The organism is Roseovarius salincola, assembly GCF_026891095.1.
GTDB classification, from domain to species: domain Bacteria; phylum Pseudomonadota; class Alphaproteobacteria; order Rhodobacterales; family Rhodobacteraceae; genus Roseovarius; species Roseovarius salincola.
The window spans coordinates 1-14,470 of the sequence record NZ_JAPTNL010000035.1; the positions used below are offsets into that span (position 1 = coordinate 1).

Sequence of the window (14,470 nt, forward strand, 5' to 3'; positions counted from 1 at the left end):
CCGACGCGGCGACGATGATCGCCGCACAGTGAACGAGCAACACCAGCTATGAAGAAGCAGGTGGACGCCAGTTCCTACACCACTCCTCGGGGCACTACCCATGGGCTACGCCCCCATCCAAGGTCAGTGCGGGCAAGGGACCGGAGTCGCTGGGCGCCAAGAATCCGAGGTCAGCGACAGCGCGCTCAAGGCTTGCGCATGGGTCTGCACGCAAGCGTGCGATCTCGCCGACTGACAGCTTTTGCGATTGTTGCCGCTCGGTCGTGAACTTGACGGCATTCTCCGAGAGAGCCACCAGGGCAACGACATCGAAATCATCCGGGGCGTAGCGCTGCACACCTGTTGGCGAGCGATGATAGCCCTTGGTCAGGCTGAAGTGAAAATGCCCGTTGCGCGGCCGGCAGCAGGTCTTGATCTGCACCCGAAGGTCTGCGGCCGGGTGATAAACGATCCGATCGGCAGGCAGCATCTCGGGCAGATGCGACGTGTAGATCCCGAAGCGCAGCAGGATGCTGTCGACCAGATACTCACCGGAGAGGCCAAACCATTTGGCGTGGCGAGTCAGCGTGGCTCGCAAGAGGTCCGGAAAATCCCTGATGTCATCAGTGGGTGGTGGCGGGTATGAGGAGAACAGCTCTTCGAAGCCGCTCAAAGGCGGTTGATTGGGCATCGGTTATTCCTTTGGGAAAATTATTGAGGGCCAGTCGACGCGCTAGCGCCGACCGGAGAAATCGATTGTTTCGAGATCCCTGAAAATCAGGCGGCAAGCGGCAGCGCCCGTGCGGACAGCGCATCACCGTCGCAGGCACAGGCATGCTCGATCATTTGATCGATGGACGCCAAAGCTTCCTCGGCGAGATCGTGAACCGCGCGCGCGAGGTGCATCGGGGCATGCGCAATGCAATGCATCGCCCGGGTTCGAATGACCTCAAGGGCGTGTACGTTGGTCGCCGTCACCGCCTGTCGCACCAGTCCGGCGATCCGATGCAGCAGCAGGTCGTTTGCCGAGAGCGGCTGTAGGGCTGTCACCGTCTCGGCCTGGATGGCGACCAGTTTCCAAGCCGCATCGGCATCGGACGCCGTCTGGCCAAACGCGATATCCCAGTCGGCGTCTTGCGACCATTCCTCTTCTTCGAAAGCGAGGAAGAGCCGCGTCACGAGCTCGCAAAAATGATCGAACAGGACACTCTGCGCCTTGTCGGCGGCTTTCGGAGCGGACAGCTCAGTGATAGTAACGTCTTTAGTCATGATGATCTCCCTTATAGATCGTTGTGATTAGAGCGAGACAGGAGCACCACCTCTTGTTTCGCTTGCCATATAATGATATTATTTAATATAAATGTCAACCTTGATTCTGGATTTACTGGAAATGGCACAACGCGGACGCCCAAAAACAGACACTTCCGCCGTTTTGGTTCGCCTGCACAATACTATGTTGGAGGCTCTTGATGCAGAATGTGAGAGACGTCAGGACAATCCATCACGCCCGGAGATGATCCGGCGGATCCTGGCGGATTGGTTCGAGCAGAGATCAAGAGACCCGGACTGAAGCGCCGGCCTCGATGGCAAGCCACGCTCCGAGCTGGGCGCTCAGGCCGCTCCTTGCCTATGACGCTGGGTACTGTGTGTGGGGATCGGGCTGCCAACCCCAGCCCCGATCCGGCGCGCGGACCGGTGTGCTGGCTGATACGTAATCGAACACCCACGACGCTTCCGGGGTCTGACAGCGGATCTTGATGAGCCGCCATTCCTGACCCTTGCCCGGGTTTGCATGCGCGCTGTCCGCGCGCTTGGCTCCGGTGATCTTGAAGGCCAGGTGGGGGGGGTCCTTCATACGCCTTTGCTGCGACCCTCACGCCCAGGTCGTCACAAAACTCCGATGGCCGGCACCCCGTCAGCATCAACGTGGCAATACAAGCGCGCCGATAATCATCGAGATATGGATCAGGAAGCACGGCCGCTATCCAAAACTGGTCACGCCAGTTATAGGTTGGATCTGTCTTCACGCGGCGTCGTTGATGCCGATTGAGCGCATAGAGCGTGTCCGTCTTCGACGCATCAGCGCGCGGCCCTGGCTTCTCTTCCACCGCCCCGGGCGATGGGTGCCTGACGGCGGTGTGATCGGGATCCGGTGGCACCTGCATGATGAATGCGACGGCGCGTTTGAGCCTGTGGACGCAATCGGGCGAGAGCGCCAGATCGGCTGCTTTGATGCGGCGACGTGTTTCCGCATCGACATGGGGTTCGAGGTCGCGAATGCGTTGGCGCCTGGCTTGCGCATCCTTGGTCTCGTCGATCAGCTGACGCCAGAATCCGGGCGCCAGATCCAGAACATCCCGCGCCGCAAGCCGCGTCAGGGCCGAGCGATAACTCTGACGAGAATTGGCGCCTGTCCAGCTGCCATGTGCATCATGCGACAGGTAGGCCGCGAAAGGATCACGCGTGGGATGCTTGCGCGCCAAAGCCGCCGCGCGCTGTTCGTATTTTTGCCAGGTGCCGCTCTCATAGAGATCAGCGAACGAGAAATGCCTGTTGCAATGGAGAGCCACGTCATGCGCCGCGCGACTTGCATGAAAAAGCTCGAGCATCGGGCGACCGAGTCCCTCGGTACCGTTTGGCTTGGCACCGGGGTCCCCGACCGGTGGTGCAAAATGATTGCGATCATATCGAGTCATTTGAGACATCTCCCTGGATTGAAAAACAGTGGTCAAAAAAGCCGATGAAACATGGGCCTCTAAAATTGGCGCGCAGCCGCAGGCCGTAGTGATCCCCCTCCGCGCGAGGGGGAGGATGGTTGTCCGGGTCCGGCAAAATCGCCTCGAAGCTGAAAGGCGACCACGGAGATCCGTCACCGGGGCAAACGCGGTCTGACCCGATCCGGTCGCGAAAATGCGCAGTACGGTAACGGAAATGTTGAAACCGACGGGTCGATTGGGGACAGGGATCAGTCATGGTTCCGCACCAACTCGAGATGGCACAGGGACAAACGGTCGCCATTCGCGCAAACCGCAGGCACCAGACTGATGATCAGGCGTGCCTCGTGCAGCTCGATCACGCCTTGAAAGTGACCCGGTCTGTCGGTCGTGCGCCTGAAATCGAAGGGCCGTGTTTCCTGGGTTGAGAGCAGTCCGCGCAGCATTCCCCGCCAGCACCTTTGCCCTTCCGCCTCGCGCTCAACGGTGAACCTGACCTCGATACTGCGCTCAAACCCATCGAGCTTGATCTCCGCCAAGTAGGTCGGCGTGCTCGCGGACTCGCGTTTGCGAAACACCCCCGCGTAATTCCGGCGCCGAAAACCCGCGAGGCTCATTTCAACGAACGTTGCCTTCGCCTGCTTTGCCGCTGCCCGTCGTCTCCTGTTCGCCTCGTCGTGAAATCTGCCCATGTCGGTCTCCTTCTTGAGACTCACATGGGCGAGAACATTGCTGGATCTTTAACGGGTTTGGGCCTGTTGCGATCTCCGCAACTCGTCGGCGAGAGGTAGTGGATGTCCTGCGCACCGGTGTCCAGATCGACGTGGCGACCCTCGATTCTTGCCGTTCCGGACGAACGGCAGTTTCACCCGGACGCGCGGCAATTCCGGAACTCGCGGCCGGATCGTATGCCCTCATCACGGCTTGCGGCATGATGCGTGGCCGCCTCACGGAAGTGGGATCGGCGATGATTTGCCGCTCTAGCAAAACCCATCATGGAAAAGAACGATGAATGCCTACGCAGACTACCTGGCGAACACTACGGCCTCCCAAGATGAGCCTCGGGTCCTCGCGGCCATGGCCTCCGTCCTGCGCCGGATGGATGGCGCGCTGAAACGCGGTGCTCAGACTGACCGCTTGCGCCGCATGGCAATCGACCTCGAGCAACTGAACGACAGGCTGCTGAAGGACATCGGCATCCGACGCGAGCACTTCCCAAGCGGAGCCATACGCATCGTGCGGCGCTGATCCCACCCCCCAACTGAAACAGGAGAAACCTCATGAAACGCTACACGACCACCCTTCTTGCCGCATCGGCCAGCCTTTTCGCACTCGCAGCGGGCGGCGCGGCGGCCGAGCAGACCGCCCTCGTGCTCTACGAGACGAAAGGCGCTAACCAGAGCCAGCGGCAGGACGGCATCGCCTTCGTGGAACTCGATCCGAGCGCGCCCGACTATGGGCAAATCCTGGCGCAGGTCCCGCTGCCGCCGGAGTTCCACTCGCACCACATCTTCTACAACCCAGGCGGCAGCAAGGCCTACGTCACCTCGCTCGCTACGCCGGAGTTGCGCGTGTTCGATGTCACCGAGTTCCCGTACCGCTCGAAGACGGTGGAGGTCGCGGATTGCGAGGTGGGCGAGGACGTGTCGTTTTCGCAGGCGCAGGGCAAGTGGTATCTCACCTGCATGGGCTCGTCGGTCGTCATCGTGGGCGACGCTGAGACCGACGAGGTACTGGAGACGATCGCGATGCCCGCGCCCTGGCCGCACGGCATCGCGACGCATGACGAAATCGACCGGCAACTGGTGACGAGCACTGCCAATCCCTATTCGGAGACACCCGAGTGGGGCGAGGACATCGTGGTGCTGCAACCCAGTACCGGCGAGATTCTGTCGACGCACAAGGTGTCGAACGCGCCGTCGCCGTCGGGTGCAGGGCCGGTCGAGGCATTCTTCGTTCCCGGAGTGGAACCGCCACTGGTCTACATTACCAACATGGAAGGCAGCCTGTGGCTGGCCGAGTGGCAGCCGGAGACCGAGGAATTCACTTTCCGCGAGGCGTTCCGCTTGGACGAGCTGGGCCAGGGGGTGACACTCGAGGTCTACTTCAACGAGGCGGGCGACCGCGCCTATGTCACGTCGGCGATGCCGGGGCACCTCAATGCCTTCGACATCACCGATCCGATGGCGCCGGAGCATCTCTGGGCGGCGGAAGCCGCGGGCGGCGCCCATCACCTGGTGTTCTCGGAGGACGGCAGCCGCGCCTATGTGCAGAACAGCCTGCTCAACATCGACGGCATGAACGATGGCTCGATCTCGGTGATCGACCTCGAGACCGGTGAGAAGACGGGCAGCATCGACACGTTCAAGGACGCCGGGCTCACGATCAACACGATCGTGCTGACGCCGGAAGCCGATGACTTCCACAGCCACTGAGACGGACGGCGGCGGCGGGACCATCCGCCGCCGCGCCGCCGATCAGACATCCGAAAAACGCGCTGCCTGCGCTCGGTTTCGGCACAAATCTGCACCCGCGCACGGCGGAAATCGGGAGAGATCAGATGACGAAGCAAGTACTATCCGCACTCGCGCTAATGCTGGTGGCCGGCTTGTCGCTCCGGGGTTCAGCCCAGGCGCAACCTTCCGACAGCACAGGGCATCAGCATCTCCATCGTCACGCAGACGTCGCGCACATGAGCGGCGGTGGTTCTGCGCCGGACATCGGACTCATGATCCGGCCGGAGACCTTACAAGCCGGCGAGCGTGCGACGCTGACCTTCCTGTTGCGTCATCCTGATGGCGAACCGCTGGACTCTCGACTCCTCACGCATCATGCACGGAAGGTGCACGTCGTGATCGTCGGCGAAGACATGACCACCATCGGACACGTTCATCCTCAGGATTTCGACGAACCGATCGTGGAGGGCCGCGCGACCGTCCGCTTCGACTTTCCGCACGGCGGCCGCTACCTCGTCGCGGCCGACATCATGACGAAAGACGGTCCGCATTCGGAAACCTTCATCATCGAAGTCGCCGGAGCGCATCGCCCTGAGAAACCGACCACGCCAAGGCTGTCGGTCGTGGAAATCCGGGAAGGCGACCGTTACACGGCATCGATCTCGTTCGACGACGCCGGATTCACCGACGGTTACGAAATCTCGACGCTCGGCAACGCCAATGTCCGGGCGGGAGTGCCGGTCCATTTCTCATGGGCCGTCGAACGCGAGGGAAGGCCGGTCATTGACCTGAGGCCGTTCCTCGACTCCGCCTTGCATCTTGCTGTGGTCAAGGATGACCTGAGCCGATTTCTGCACGAACACGGCGAGGCGGCGGAGCCTTCCGCCGGATCGCACGCTACTTCGAACCAAGCATCCGGTGTGGGATCGCATGCCCCGGACGATCATGCGCACGGGCATGACACGGTACCGCGGTCGTTCGGCCCCGATCTCCAAGCGACCGTCATCTTCCCCGAGCCGGGGCGCTACGTCCTCTTCGCTCAGGCAGCCCACAAAGACAAGATGCTGGTGCTGCGGTTCCCCGTTTCGGTCGAATAGGTCGAAACGCATAAGATCAGCGCGTGTTCAACGTGGACTGCTGCCGCTCAGAGCGCCAGATCCCGGGGGAGAGGCCGGTGGCGCGGCGGAAGGCCCGGCTGAAGGAGGCCTCCGACTCGTATCCGGCGACCTCGGCAATGATGTAGACGGGTTTTTCAGTATCGGCGAGCAGGCCGGCCGCGAGCTGCATGCGCCAGCTTGTGAGATAGCTCATAGGCGGCACGCCGAGCGTCGCCTTGAAGGTTGATGCAAGGACGGTGCGCGACACGCCACTCTCCCGGGCCAGCGACGACAGTGTCCAGGCGCGCGCCGGGTCATCATGCAGCAGCGCGATGGCACGGGCGACGTGCGGGATGCGCAGCGCAGCAAGCCAGCCACGCGCGTCGGGCGGCAGGCGCTCAGCATGGATGCGCACTGCCTCGATGAAGATCAACTCGCTCAGGCGTGAGAGCACGTTGCGACCGCCCTCCCGACGGTCTCGGCCCTCGGCCGCGGCGGCGCGGATCAGGCTGGCGAGCCAGCCATCGCGCTCGGAATACCCGTCGGTGATGACGAGCATGCTCGGCAGCGCATCCAGCAGGGGATTGAACGGAAGCACATCGCAGCCGAGAAAACCGCAGATCAGGCGCACCGTCTGCGGACCGTCCCCGTTGCGGCTGAGCATCAGCGGCTTGATATCCTCGGGCGGCGGCGCGTCGAAGATCGCCGGGTCGAACGGTGCCCTGAGGCCGGGCTCGCTCGATAGGACATGCGGCTGGCCCTGCGGAAAGACGATCACGCTTCCGGCCGGCAGCCGAACCGGCTCGGCCTCTTCGTCGAGCAGCCGTGCCCAGCAGACCCCGTTGGCGACCACGTGGTAGTTTATGACGTGCTGGGCACGCGGCATGATCAGCGCCTTGAACTCGCGCGAGGGCGGCGCCTCGGCGACCCATGGCGCGCAACCCTCGACGTCGAAGAAAAGCGCACCCGACAGGTGCACCTCTTTCAGAACGTCCGAAAGGATGTCCGTAGCCATTCGATTTCCCTCAAGATCACATCCGTCAGGCTAACCGATATCGGCTGCGAACGCGAACGCCACCCTGCGTGCGGCGTCAACCGGCGGGTTCGGACGATCGGCCACGATGGCAGAACTGCCGGACGTGGGGCAAGAGCGGATACCGGCGTAGGAGCAGGGCGACCTCGGGGCAGATGACCGCGTCGAGGCGAACCCAAAACGCGCCGCGACGGCGCCCTACCAAGGAGACCCCCATGTTGACCGATTGGAGAGGCTTGCCGTTGACGGCGAGCGGAGACGCCACCGTCGAGGCCATCAACACCTTCGTCGAAGGACTGCTCGGCTACGAGAACAAGGCCGCAGGCATCGTCGCCGCCGCAGACGCCGACGAGGAAAGCACGCTCGCCAATGCCTATGCGGCTATGTTCTACATGTTCCTGGAGAGCCGTGAGGCGCCGGGAATGGCCGCCGGCTACATCGCCCGGGCCGAGGCCGCGGCGAAACATGCGACCGAACGCGAGCGCTTGGTGCTCGATGCGGTCCGGGCATGGTCCGCCGGTGACATGCCCCGCGCGATCGCCGTAGGCGAGGAGCTGGCCGTCAGCCACCCGCGCGAGATCGCCACCGCCAAGACGACGCAGTACCACTACTTCAACCTGGGGGACGCGGCAGGCATGCTGCGCATCTCCGACAAGATTGGCGCCGCCAACGACGACCTTTCTTACGCTCACGGCATGGCCGCCTTCGCCTACGAGCAGGCGCATCTGCTGGAAGACGCCGAAGCCGCAGCGCGGCGCGCGATTTCGCTGAAGCGCAAGGAGCCCTGGGCGCACCATGCGCTGTCGCACGTCTTTCTCGCACAAGGACGAACGACCGAAGCGCGCGGATTCCTCGAAGATGTGAAGGAGACTTGGACCGATCTGAACTCGTTCATGTTCAGCCACAACTGGTGGCACATGGCCTTGGTCATGATCGACCAGGGCGACAGCGAAGCAATCCTGGGATTCTATGACAAGAACATCTGGGGACTCTGGAAGGAGTACTCGCAGGACCAAGTCGGCGCCGTCTCGCTTCTGGCGCGGCTGGAACTGGTCGGCGTCGACGTCGGCGACCGCTGGGCCGATCTCGGGCAGTTCTTGGCGGCGCGCGTCGATGACCACGTTCAACCGTTCCTGAGCGCGCAGTATCTTTACGGTCTGGCCCGCGCCGGACTGCCCGAGGCAGCCAGGATGATGGCCAGCATCCGCGCCCACGCGGCCTCGGCGCCGGATTTCATCCGACCCGTCTGGACCGAAGTCGCCGTGCCGCTGTGCGAGGCGCTCCTCGCCCATGCTCGCGGCGATGGCGAAACGACGGTGCGCAGGCTCGGCCCAGTGCTGCCGCGTCTGACCGAGATCGGCGGCAGCCACGCGCAGCGGGATCTTTTCGATCAGATCTGGCTCGATGCGCTGATCCGGACCGGCAGGCTGGGTGCTGCGCAGCGCATCCTCGAACAGCGCCGCGAGGCGAGCCCGGAGGCCAAGCCAACCTACGGCAAGCTCGCGCTGATCTACGACCGGCTCGATCTGCCGAGCGAGGCCGGCCGGATGATGGCCCGCGCCCGTGCGGCCGCTCTCGTCCACTAAGGGCGTCTCGAAAAACCTTGATCGTCCGGGCGATCCATCCCTCCGGACGATCACCACGCTGCTGCCTGAACCCGCAGCGAACTGTCGTCGAAAGACCCCATACAAATAGGCGCATCCGCCATCAGGACGACCGATCCGGTACTCCAAAATCAAAGGAAACTCTGAAAATGTCCGATTTCTTCATCCAGTCCCGTCGCCATGCGCGCCCGTCGCGCGTGCCATGGGCGAGGCCGGAGACCGCGGAGATCAAGGCGCTCCTCCTGCTGGCGGTGCCGATCGCCGGCGCCAGCATGGTCAGCATGGGCATGTCGATTACCGACACGCTGATGATGGGCTGGATAGGACCCTCGGCCCTCGCCGCAGGCGCCGTGGTCAGCGACCTCTATTCGCTCGTCTTCTACTTCTGTTCCGGGATCCTCGCCATCGTGGCGACTCTGGCGGCCAGCGCCATGGGCTCGCGCGACTCAGATGCGTTGCGCCGTGCCGTCCAGAGCGGGTTTGTAGCGGCACTGCTTCTGATGGCGCCCGCCTTCGCCGCAGTCTGGCATGCCGCCGATTTTGTCCGGCTGCTGGGCGTGGAGGCCGGCGTGCATGAGCTCGGTCAGGGGTATGCGCGTGCCATGGCGATCACCATTCTGCCGATGCTATTGCTCGCCGTCTGGCGCAACCTCTTCGGCGCTCTTGAACGGCCGCGGATCTTTCTGATGGCACTGGTGGCTGCCGTGCCCCTGAACGCCTTGGCGAACCTCATCCTGATGTTCGGATGGGGACCGGTCCCGGCGCTCGGTGTCACCGGCGCCGGCATTGCCTCCGCCCTCGTCGCATCCGCGCTGCTCGCTGGCTTCGTGGCGTTCAGCGTACTCGATCCGCAGTTGCGCAATCTTCGTCTGCTGCAGTCGCCATGGCGCGCAGCCTTCGACGACGTGCGGGAGATCTTCCGGCTCGGCCTGCCGATCGGTGTCTTCACGCTGGGCGAGGTCGGGCTGTTCCTGATCGCCACCGTGGTCGTTTCCCTATTCGGGGCGGAGGCCCTCGCCGCGCATGCGGTCGCGCTGCGTATGGCCGGCCTCGTCTACGCCATTCCGACCGGCCTCTCCCAGGCCGTAACCGTGCGCGTCGCTACAGCCATTGGACGCGGTGAAAGCCGCCACATGAACAGTGCCATGGGGTCCGCGATGACGACCGGCATTGCGTCGGGCGTCGTGATCTGTGCCTGCCTCGTGGCTGGCGCCGAGGCAATCCCGGGCCTTTTCGTCGCGGGAGGCAGCGACTCCGCTGCGACTGCGACCGGCCTGCTCGTCCTGCTCGGCCTGTTGCACTTGGGCCAAGGTCTTGCCGGTCCGGCAACCGCCGTGCTGCGCGCATTCAAGGACACCCGGATCCCGATGCAACTGTCGCTCACCGGCTATTGGGTCATCGGTATGCCCGCCGGCGCGCTCCTGGGGTTCGGGCTGGACCTCGGAGTGTTCGGGATCTGGTGCGGCCTGGGATTGGGCGTCTTCGCTTCCGCATTGCTCCAGAATCTCCGCCTGTTCCGGTCGTTTCTTCGCCCGGGACACGCCGCCCACGCGTCGGACCGTTCATAGGCACAGTGGAGGAAGTCAGGTCCGGTCCGCATGGCTTCGAGTGATTTGTTCATGCTGGGTACGCTGGTCATTCTGCGTGTTCCATGGCGTCGTCGTGGAGTAGCCCCCTGAAAGTGGTCCACCAACTGGGATAGATTTGTCCCGCAAATTGGAGGATCAGCGATGGCTGGGAAACGAGAGAAGCCTGCTTAGATCGTATCGAAGCGTCGACAGGTACTCCACCGCACAAATTGCGGTATTCATCTCGGACCCCGCGATGCAACCCGAACTGCCGAGCCGAGTGCTTGCCGATTTGTTCGATCTGACCCTGACCGGCCTCGCCTCCATCGCGCCAGGCTAACCCGAAGCCAGTCGGCTGCCGTATATGGCGATCATCGTCCTTTGTCGGACGTGCGGTAAATTTTCTGCGGTTGCTCCCCTTCAAACGAACGGGGACAGGTGAAACCTGGCGATGGTATACGCGAGCTCGATCTCCCGTGGAGAGCACACGATATAGATCGCCACAATAAATGCATGGACTGCGGAGACACTCGAAACGACAGGCACGGTGAGACCATGAAGCATTCCGCAATGGCTTCGGCCGCGTTGCGATTGGTCGTTGCAATGACCTTTGCCGTACCCGCCTACGCCGAAGGTGAGAAGGTTGTTATCGTATGCGAGGGGTCCAGCTCCATGTGGGGCCAGATCGACGGTACCACAAAGATCGAGATCGCGCGGAGCGTGTTTCTGTCTCGCAAGCTAATCAAGGTGGAATGAGTTCTACCTGACGCCGCCGGTATTTCCCTTAAGAAATTCTGGCCACATTGACCAATGAAAGGATATGTTTTGCGAAATCTGGTCATCATGTTCGTCGGTGCGGGGCTCCTCGCTGGCGGAGGCTATTTTCTGTACCTCCAATTCGACAGGAGCTGTGCTGACGCGGATTGCTTTGTCGAGGCTGTTCAGGCCTGCGAACCCGAAACATTTCGCACACAGGATCCGGCAGGGACCGGAGCCGAAGGCGTGTACAGGGTTGTCGGTCCGGTTGGCCCCGCCTGCGAAGTCAGTTTCGAATACAGCAAGAATTCCAACCCCACCTTCGTTGACAAGCCGGTGACATTCATCCTTCCGCCCGAAGACGCATCCGAAGACGGGGTTCTTGGCGCTCTCGAGGCGTGCATGACCGGGCGCACTGGCAAGTACCAGTGCGCTGGCCCACTATTCGATCAACTCGCAAGCGCTGCCCCGGGTTATGCATCGCTGGAATATGGCGGCGATGGTCCGCTGCCCTGTGGCACCCCCGTCGAGGTTGCTGGCGAACCGCTCTATCCCATGCCAAAAGACGGCAAATGGGGCTATGTGACCCGCGACGGCGACTGGAAGATTCCGCCGCAATGGGACAGGGTCGGAGATTTCCACGAAGGTCGCGCCATCGTCGGTGGCAAGAGGGCCTGGGGCATCATCGACCGTGACGGTAATGACATCATTGAACAGGAACACGCCTCAGCCGTCGACGGACAGGCGCCATTCACGCCGTATTCCGAGGGCTGCACTCTCGCCAATATCTTTACCGACACATCGCAGCCAGTGTTCTTTATCGACCGCGACGGCAAAGCCTTCTGGCGCGATAAACGCCCTGAGGCCTTGGCCGCACTGGAAATCAAGGAATTCGGCAACTTTTCCGAGGGGCTCGCGTGGTTCTGGGATGGCGATATCATCGAGCCGAAATATGGCTGGATCAACGCCAGCGGCAGCGTCGCCATCGCGCCGGAATTCGTTGACGCTGGCGATTTCAACGGTGGCCTTGCCCCGGCCAGCTCGCGCGAGGACCAATCGGGCTTCATCTCGCCCGATGGGCGCCTTGTGCTACCTCGAAAATGGACCCTTCACAGGGCCGAGCCATTTTCCGACGGTCTGGCGCAGGTCTGGACCGACGCTTTCGAAATCGCTTTCATGGACAGCAACGATTTCGCCTTTCATGACGTGACGATCCCGGCCGCGGAGGGCGGCGACCCCGTGCGCGCCAAAATCAACGCGGCCGGCGCCTTTCACGACGGGCTGGCGCCGGTGGTCGCCGAACACGACGGCATTACGGAGTTTGCCTATATGAACCAGCAGGGCGAAGTGGCCTTCGTGCCCGATAAGCTCGAGGGCATCGCGTTGTGCGACGCCAGGTCGAGGCCCGAGTTCCACAACGGACTGGTCCGGCTGGTGGTCGCGGACAATGGCGAAAGCTGCAGCAACCAAGAGGGATACCTCGACGGAGCACCCGCCTATGACGCGGCGCATTACGTCTACCTTGATACGCAAGGCCGTGTCACGATGCGTCAGGTCAAATAGCTTTCGACCAGGTTTTGGAGAATGCCACCTGGCCGATCTGGTGATGACATTCACACTTCAGGAATTTAACCGGCGACCGGGCCGGGGACGGATCATCTGGTGATCGACGCCTTTGCATCGGATGCCACCGGGATGCAGATGGTCACTTGCGTCCCGTTCCTGACCCGACAGAAATACCAGGAGTTGACGGGTAGCCAGCGCTCGAGCCTGCCGGATAGATGGTGCCTGATGGAAAGCCGCGACCGTCAGACCAAAGGATGGGTTTCGGCGCATTATTTGCAAGAAGTCACGTCGGGCGCGCAACCGAATATGGACCCTCTGGTCGCCGAAGCGACCGCTCTGGTGCGTCACGTCTATGACCTGCGCCAGAGCGCGCGAAACGACGGCGCAATCGGGCCGCTGCACCCGTCGGTCGCACGGAATTTTTCTTCCCGGATTCCGTCGTGCGGCCGGAGCAGGGCAGCGTCGGAGCGGACCCGCTCTTTGGAACCCAGGACACACAGATCAGCGGGCTGAACATCTTTGCGCCGGCCGAGCGGGCGATATTTCGGGGCATGGTCACAGTTCATGCGGCATTCCGGAATTTCGGGCACTCGCAGCAGTCGGTTTTCCGTTTGCGGGTTGACGGCGCGCTTACCGATCCGGCGCTGCGCATCATGCAGATCGAACACGATGACTGGGTCTTTCCATGACCGGTCTTGATTTCGCCCATCGCGCCCTCCCGGCTCGATACCCAGGTTGGCGTGCCGAGTGATGGTTACAGCGATGGATGACGCGCGGAACCAGACACTGCCCCTGTTCGGTTTCAGGTTCGGTCGGGCGCTCATATGGTATCTTCAGTGACGTACCAAGTCGATTTCATGTGCAAGACTTTCGTCTGCCACGCCGAAAGTCACGGCGCGCGCCCGCTGCCCAAGGGGCCGATTTTGGCGCCGCCCGCTTCCAGTTGCGCCACTGTGTCCGTCATCCCCAGCGTCAGGGCGGCCTCTCCGCGCCCGACCACTTTGCTCTCGGCTTGGGCGAGGATCTTACCGGTCTCGATGTCAATGATTTGCGCAAAGACGTCGTAACCGTCGGGATTTTCCACGGGATAGTACTTGAAGTTCAACAACCGCCGCGGCGGATCAAGGTCGCCCGGGTCGGCCCCGCAAAGTTCTTGGAATAGTGTCTTTCCGCGCGCGGCGGGCAGAACCGAATTGCCGCTGCCAAGAAGAAACCGGATATGCCGTGTGCGGCCTGCGCGGGTCTGATTGGCAACCTGGTGCTCGGTTTCGGCGGCGCGGAAATAGTCCTTGGGCGAAAACTCGGTCGACGGCGGGCTCATCCCTTGCTCGGTCAGAAAAGCGCGGGCGGCGGCGTTCTCAGTCGAAAAATCCTGCTGCTCCCTGTCGAAAACGCAACTGGTGGGCTGCCCCTTGGTGCCCGTTTCCAGCGTCAGCTTCATGCCGCGCTGCACCGTCAGCCCGCCACCCGTTGCAACCATCCAGCTATCGATCCGGCGAGGGGTCAGTGCGCTGAAGTTGAAGATCCGCGTCGCACCGCCTCCCGTCAGCTTCGCGGTCCAGCCAGAGGTGGCGGAACGGATCAGGTCCATGCGCATGGAGCTATGCGGGAAACTGGGTGACGGGGTTTGAGAAGGCGGCGTATCGTGGCGGGTGATCAAGCCTGCCAGAACTTCCAAGAGGAACGATACGCCTATG

At 62.5% G+C, this 14,470-nt stretch carries 15 protein-coding genes; 9 read left to right on the forward strand and 6 right to left on the reverse strand.

Going from position 1 to position 14,470, the window contains the following annotated elements; genetic code table 11:
- Nucleotides 1-94 precede the first annotated feature (94 nt).
- Nucleotides 95-670 (reverse strand): hypothetical protein, encoded by a 576-nt coding sequence (locus N5A93_RS19030; RefSeq protein ID WP_268956676.1) that lies wholly within the window; start codon nt 668-670, stop codon nt 95-97.
- 86 nt (nt 671-756) lie between these two features.
- Nucleotides 757-1,248, reverse strand: coding sequence for a hypothetical protein (locus N5A93_RS19035; protein ID WP_268956677.1), 492 nt, complete (start codon nt 1,246-1,248; stop codon nt 757-759).
- 121 nt (nt 1,249-1,369) lie between these two features.
- Between N5A93_RS19035 and N5A93_RS19040 the strand changes: the two genes are divergently transcribed.
- Both N5A93_RS19040 and N5A93_RS19045 read left to right on the forward strand, forming a co-directional pair.
- The gene (locus N5A93_RS19040) at nt 1,370-1,549 is read left to right on the forward strand and encodes a ribbon-helix-helix protein, CopG family (protein ID WP_268956690.1); all 180 of its coding nucleotides are present in this window, start codon (nt 1,370-1,372) and stop codon (nt 1,547-1,549) included.
- 469 nt (nt 1,550-2,018) lie between these two features.
- Nucleotides 2,019-2,723 carry a hypothetical protein gene (locus tag N5A93_RS19045; protein WP_268956678.1) on the forward strand — a complete coding sequence of 235 codons (705 nt, stop codon included), beginning with the start codon at nt 2,019-2,021 and terminating at the stop codon, nt 2,721-2,723.
- A gap of 221 nt (nt 2,724-2,944) precedes the next feature.
- Here N5A93_RS19045 and N5A93_RS19050 read toward each other — a convergent pair whose 3' ends face one another.
- Nucleotides 2,945-3,385 carry a hypothetical protein gene (locus N5A93_RS19050; RefSeq protein WP_268956679.1) on the reverse strand — a complete coding sequence of 147 codons (441 nt, stop codon included), beginning with the start codon at nt 3,383-3,385 and terminating at the stop codon, nt 2,945-2,947.
- 316 nt (nt 3,386-3,701) lie between these two features.
- Between N5A93_RS19050 and N5A93_RS19055 the strand changes: the two genes are divergently transcribed.
- The 3 genes from N5A93_RS19055 (at nt 3,702) to N5A93_RS19065 (ending at nt 6,246) form a co-directional block, all read left to right on the forward strand.
- On the forward strand, nt 3,702-3,941 hold the full coding sequence (locus N5A93_RS19055) for a hypothetical protein (protein ID WP_268956680.1): 240 nt from the start codon (nt 3,702-3,704) through the stop codon (nt 3,939-3,941).
- A gap of 32 nt (nt 3,942-3,973) precedes the next feature.
- Nucleotides 3,974-5,128, forward strand: a complete 1,155-nt coding sequence (locus tag N5A93_RS19060) for a YncE family protein (protein WP_268956681.1) — start codon at nt 3,974-3,976, stop codon at nt 5,126-5,128.
- Nucleotides 5,129-5,253: 125 nt separating this feature from the next.
- Entirely contained in the window at nt 5,254-6,246 is a 993-nt protein-coding gene (locus tag N5A93_RS19065; RefSeq protein WP_268956682.1) for a DUF8832 domain-containing protein, read from the forward strand.
- A 16-nt stretch (nt 6,247-6,262) separates the two neighbouring features.
- Here N5A93_RS19065 and N5A93_RS19070 read toward each other — a convergent pair whose 3' ends face one another.
- On the reverse strand, nt 6,263-7,261 hold the full coding sequence (locus N5A93_RS19070) for an AraC family transcriptional regulator (protein ID WP_268956683.1): 999 nt from the start codon (nt 7,259-7,261) through the stop codon (nt 6,263-6,265).
- Nucleotides 7,262-7,494: 233 nt separating this feature from the next.
- On the opposite strand from N5A93_RS19070, the gene N5A93_RS19075 reads away from it, so the two are divergent.
- The 4 genes from N5A93_RS19075 (at nt 7,495) to N5A93_RS19090 (ending at nt 12,770) form a co-directional block, all read left to right on the forward strand.
- Nucleotides 7,495-8,865, forward strand: a complete 1,371-nt coding sequence (locus tag N5A93_RS19075; protein WP_268956684.1) for a tetratricopeptide repeat protein — start codon at nt 7,495-7,497, stop codon at nt 8,863-8,865.
- Between the two features lie 167 nt (nt 8,866-9,032).
- Nucleotides 9,033-10,451, forward strand: coding sequence for an MATE family efflux transporter (locus N5A93_RS19080; RefSeq protein ID WP_268956685.1), 1,419 nt, complete (start codon nt 9,033-9,035; stop codon nt 10,449-10,451).
- 555 nt (nt 10,452-11,006) lie between these two features.
- The gene (locus tag N5A93_RS19085; RefSeq protein ID WP_268956686.1) at nt 11,007-11,207 is read left to right on the forward strand and encodes a hypothetical protein; all 201 of its coding nucleotides are present in this window, start codon (nt 11,007-11,009) and stop codon (nt 11,205-11,207) included.
- Between the two features lie 246 nt (nt 11,208-11,453).
- Nucleotides 11,454-12,770 carry a WG repeat-containing protein gene (locus N5A93_RS19090; RefSeq protein WP_268956687.1) on the forward strand — a complete coding sequence of 439 codons (1,317 nt, stop codon included), beginning with the start codon at nt 11,454-11,456 and terminating at the stop codon, nt 12,768-12,770.
- A 353-nt stretch (nt 12,771-13,123) separates the two neighbouring features.
- Here the strand turns inward: N5A93_RS19090 and N5A93_RS19095 are convergent, their stop codons facing one another.
- Nucleotides 13,124-13,597 (reverse strand): hypothetical protein, encoded by a 474-nt coding sequence (locus N5A93_RS19095; protein ID WP_268956688.1) that lies wholly within the window; start codon nt 13,595-13,597, stop codon nt 13,124-13,126.
- A gap of 65 nt (nt 13,598-13,662) precedes the next feature.
- Nucleotides 13,663-14,470: hypothetical protein (locus N5A93_RS19100; protein ID WP_268956689.1), on the reverse strand; the 808-nt coding region annotated here is incomplete at its 5' end.

What these genes read in the sequence shown, in the direction of transcription:
- N5A93_RS19030 (WP_268956676.1), bottom strand. Translation starts at nt 670, where the DNA reads ATGCCCAATCAACCGCCTTTGAGCGGCTTCGAAGAGCTGTTCTCCTCA.
- N5A93_RS19040 (WP_268956690.1), top strand. Translation starts at nt 1,370, where the DNA reads ATGGCACAACGCGGACGCCCAAAAACAGACACTTCCGCCGTTTTGGTT.
- N5A93_RS19085 (WP_268956686.1), top strand. Translation starts at nt 11,007, where the DNA reads ATGAAGCATTCCGCAATGGCTTCGGCCGCGTTGCGATTGGTCGTTGCA.
- N5A93_RS19065 (WP_268956682.1), top strand. Translation starts at nt 5,254, where the DNA reads ATGACGAAGCAAGTACTATCCGCACTCGCGCTAATGCTGGTGGCCGGC.
- N5A93_RS19060 (WP_268956681.1), top strand. Translation starts at nt 3,974, where the DNA reads ATGAAACGCTACACGACCACCCTTCTTGCCGCATCGGCCAGCCTTTTC.
- N5A93_RS19095 (WP_268956688.1), bottom strand. Translation starts at nt 13,597, where the DNA reads ATGAGCGCCCGACCGAACCTGAAACCGAACAGGGGCAGTGTCTGGTTC.
- N5A93_RS19070 (WP_268956683.1), bottom strand. Translation starts at nt 7,261, where the DNA reads ATGGCTACGGACATCCTTTCGGACGTTCTGAAAGAGGTGCACCTGTCG.
- N5A93_RS19080 (WP_268956685.1), top strand. Translation starts at nt 9,033, where the DNA reads ATGTCCGATTTCTTCATCCAGTCCCGTCGCCATGCGCGCCCGTCGCGC.
- N5A93_RS19055 (WP_268956680.1), top strand. Translation starts at nt 3,702, where the DNA reads ATGAATGCCTACGCAGACTACCTGGCGAACACTACGGCCTCCCAAGAT.
- N5A93_RS19045 (WP_268956678.1), top strand. Translation starts at nt 2,019, where the DNA reads ATGCCGATTGAGCGCATAGAGCGTGTCCGTCTTCGACGCATCAGCGCG.
- N5A93_RS19075 (WP_268956684.1), top strand. Translation starts at nt 7,495, where the DNA reads ATGTTGACCGATTGGAGAGGCTTGCCGTTGACGGCGAGCGGAGACGCC.
- N5A93_RS19035 (WP_268956677.1), bottom strand. Translation starts at nt 1,248, where the DNA reads ATGACTAAAGACGTTACTATCACTGAGCTGTCCGCTCCGAAAGCCGCC.
- N5A93_RS19050 (WP_268956679.1), bottom strand. Translation starts at nt 3,385, where the DNA reads ATGGGCAGATTTCACGACGAGGCGAACAGGAGACGACGGGCAGCGGCA.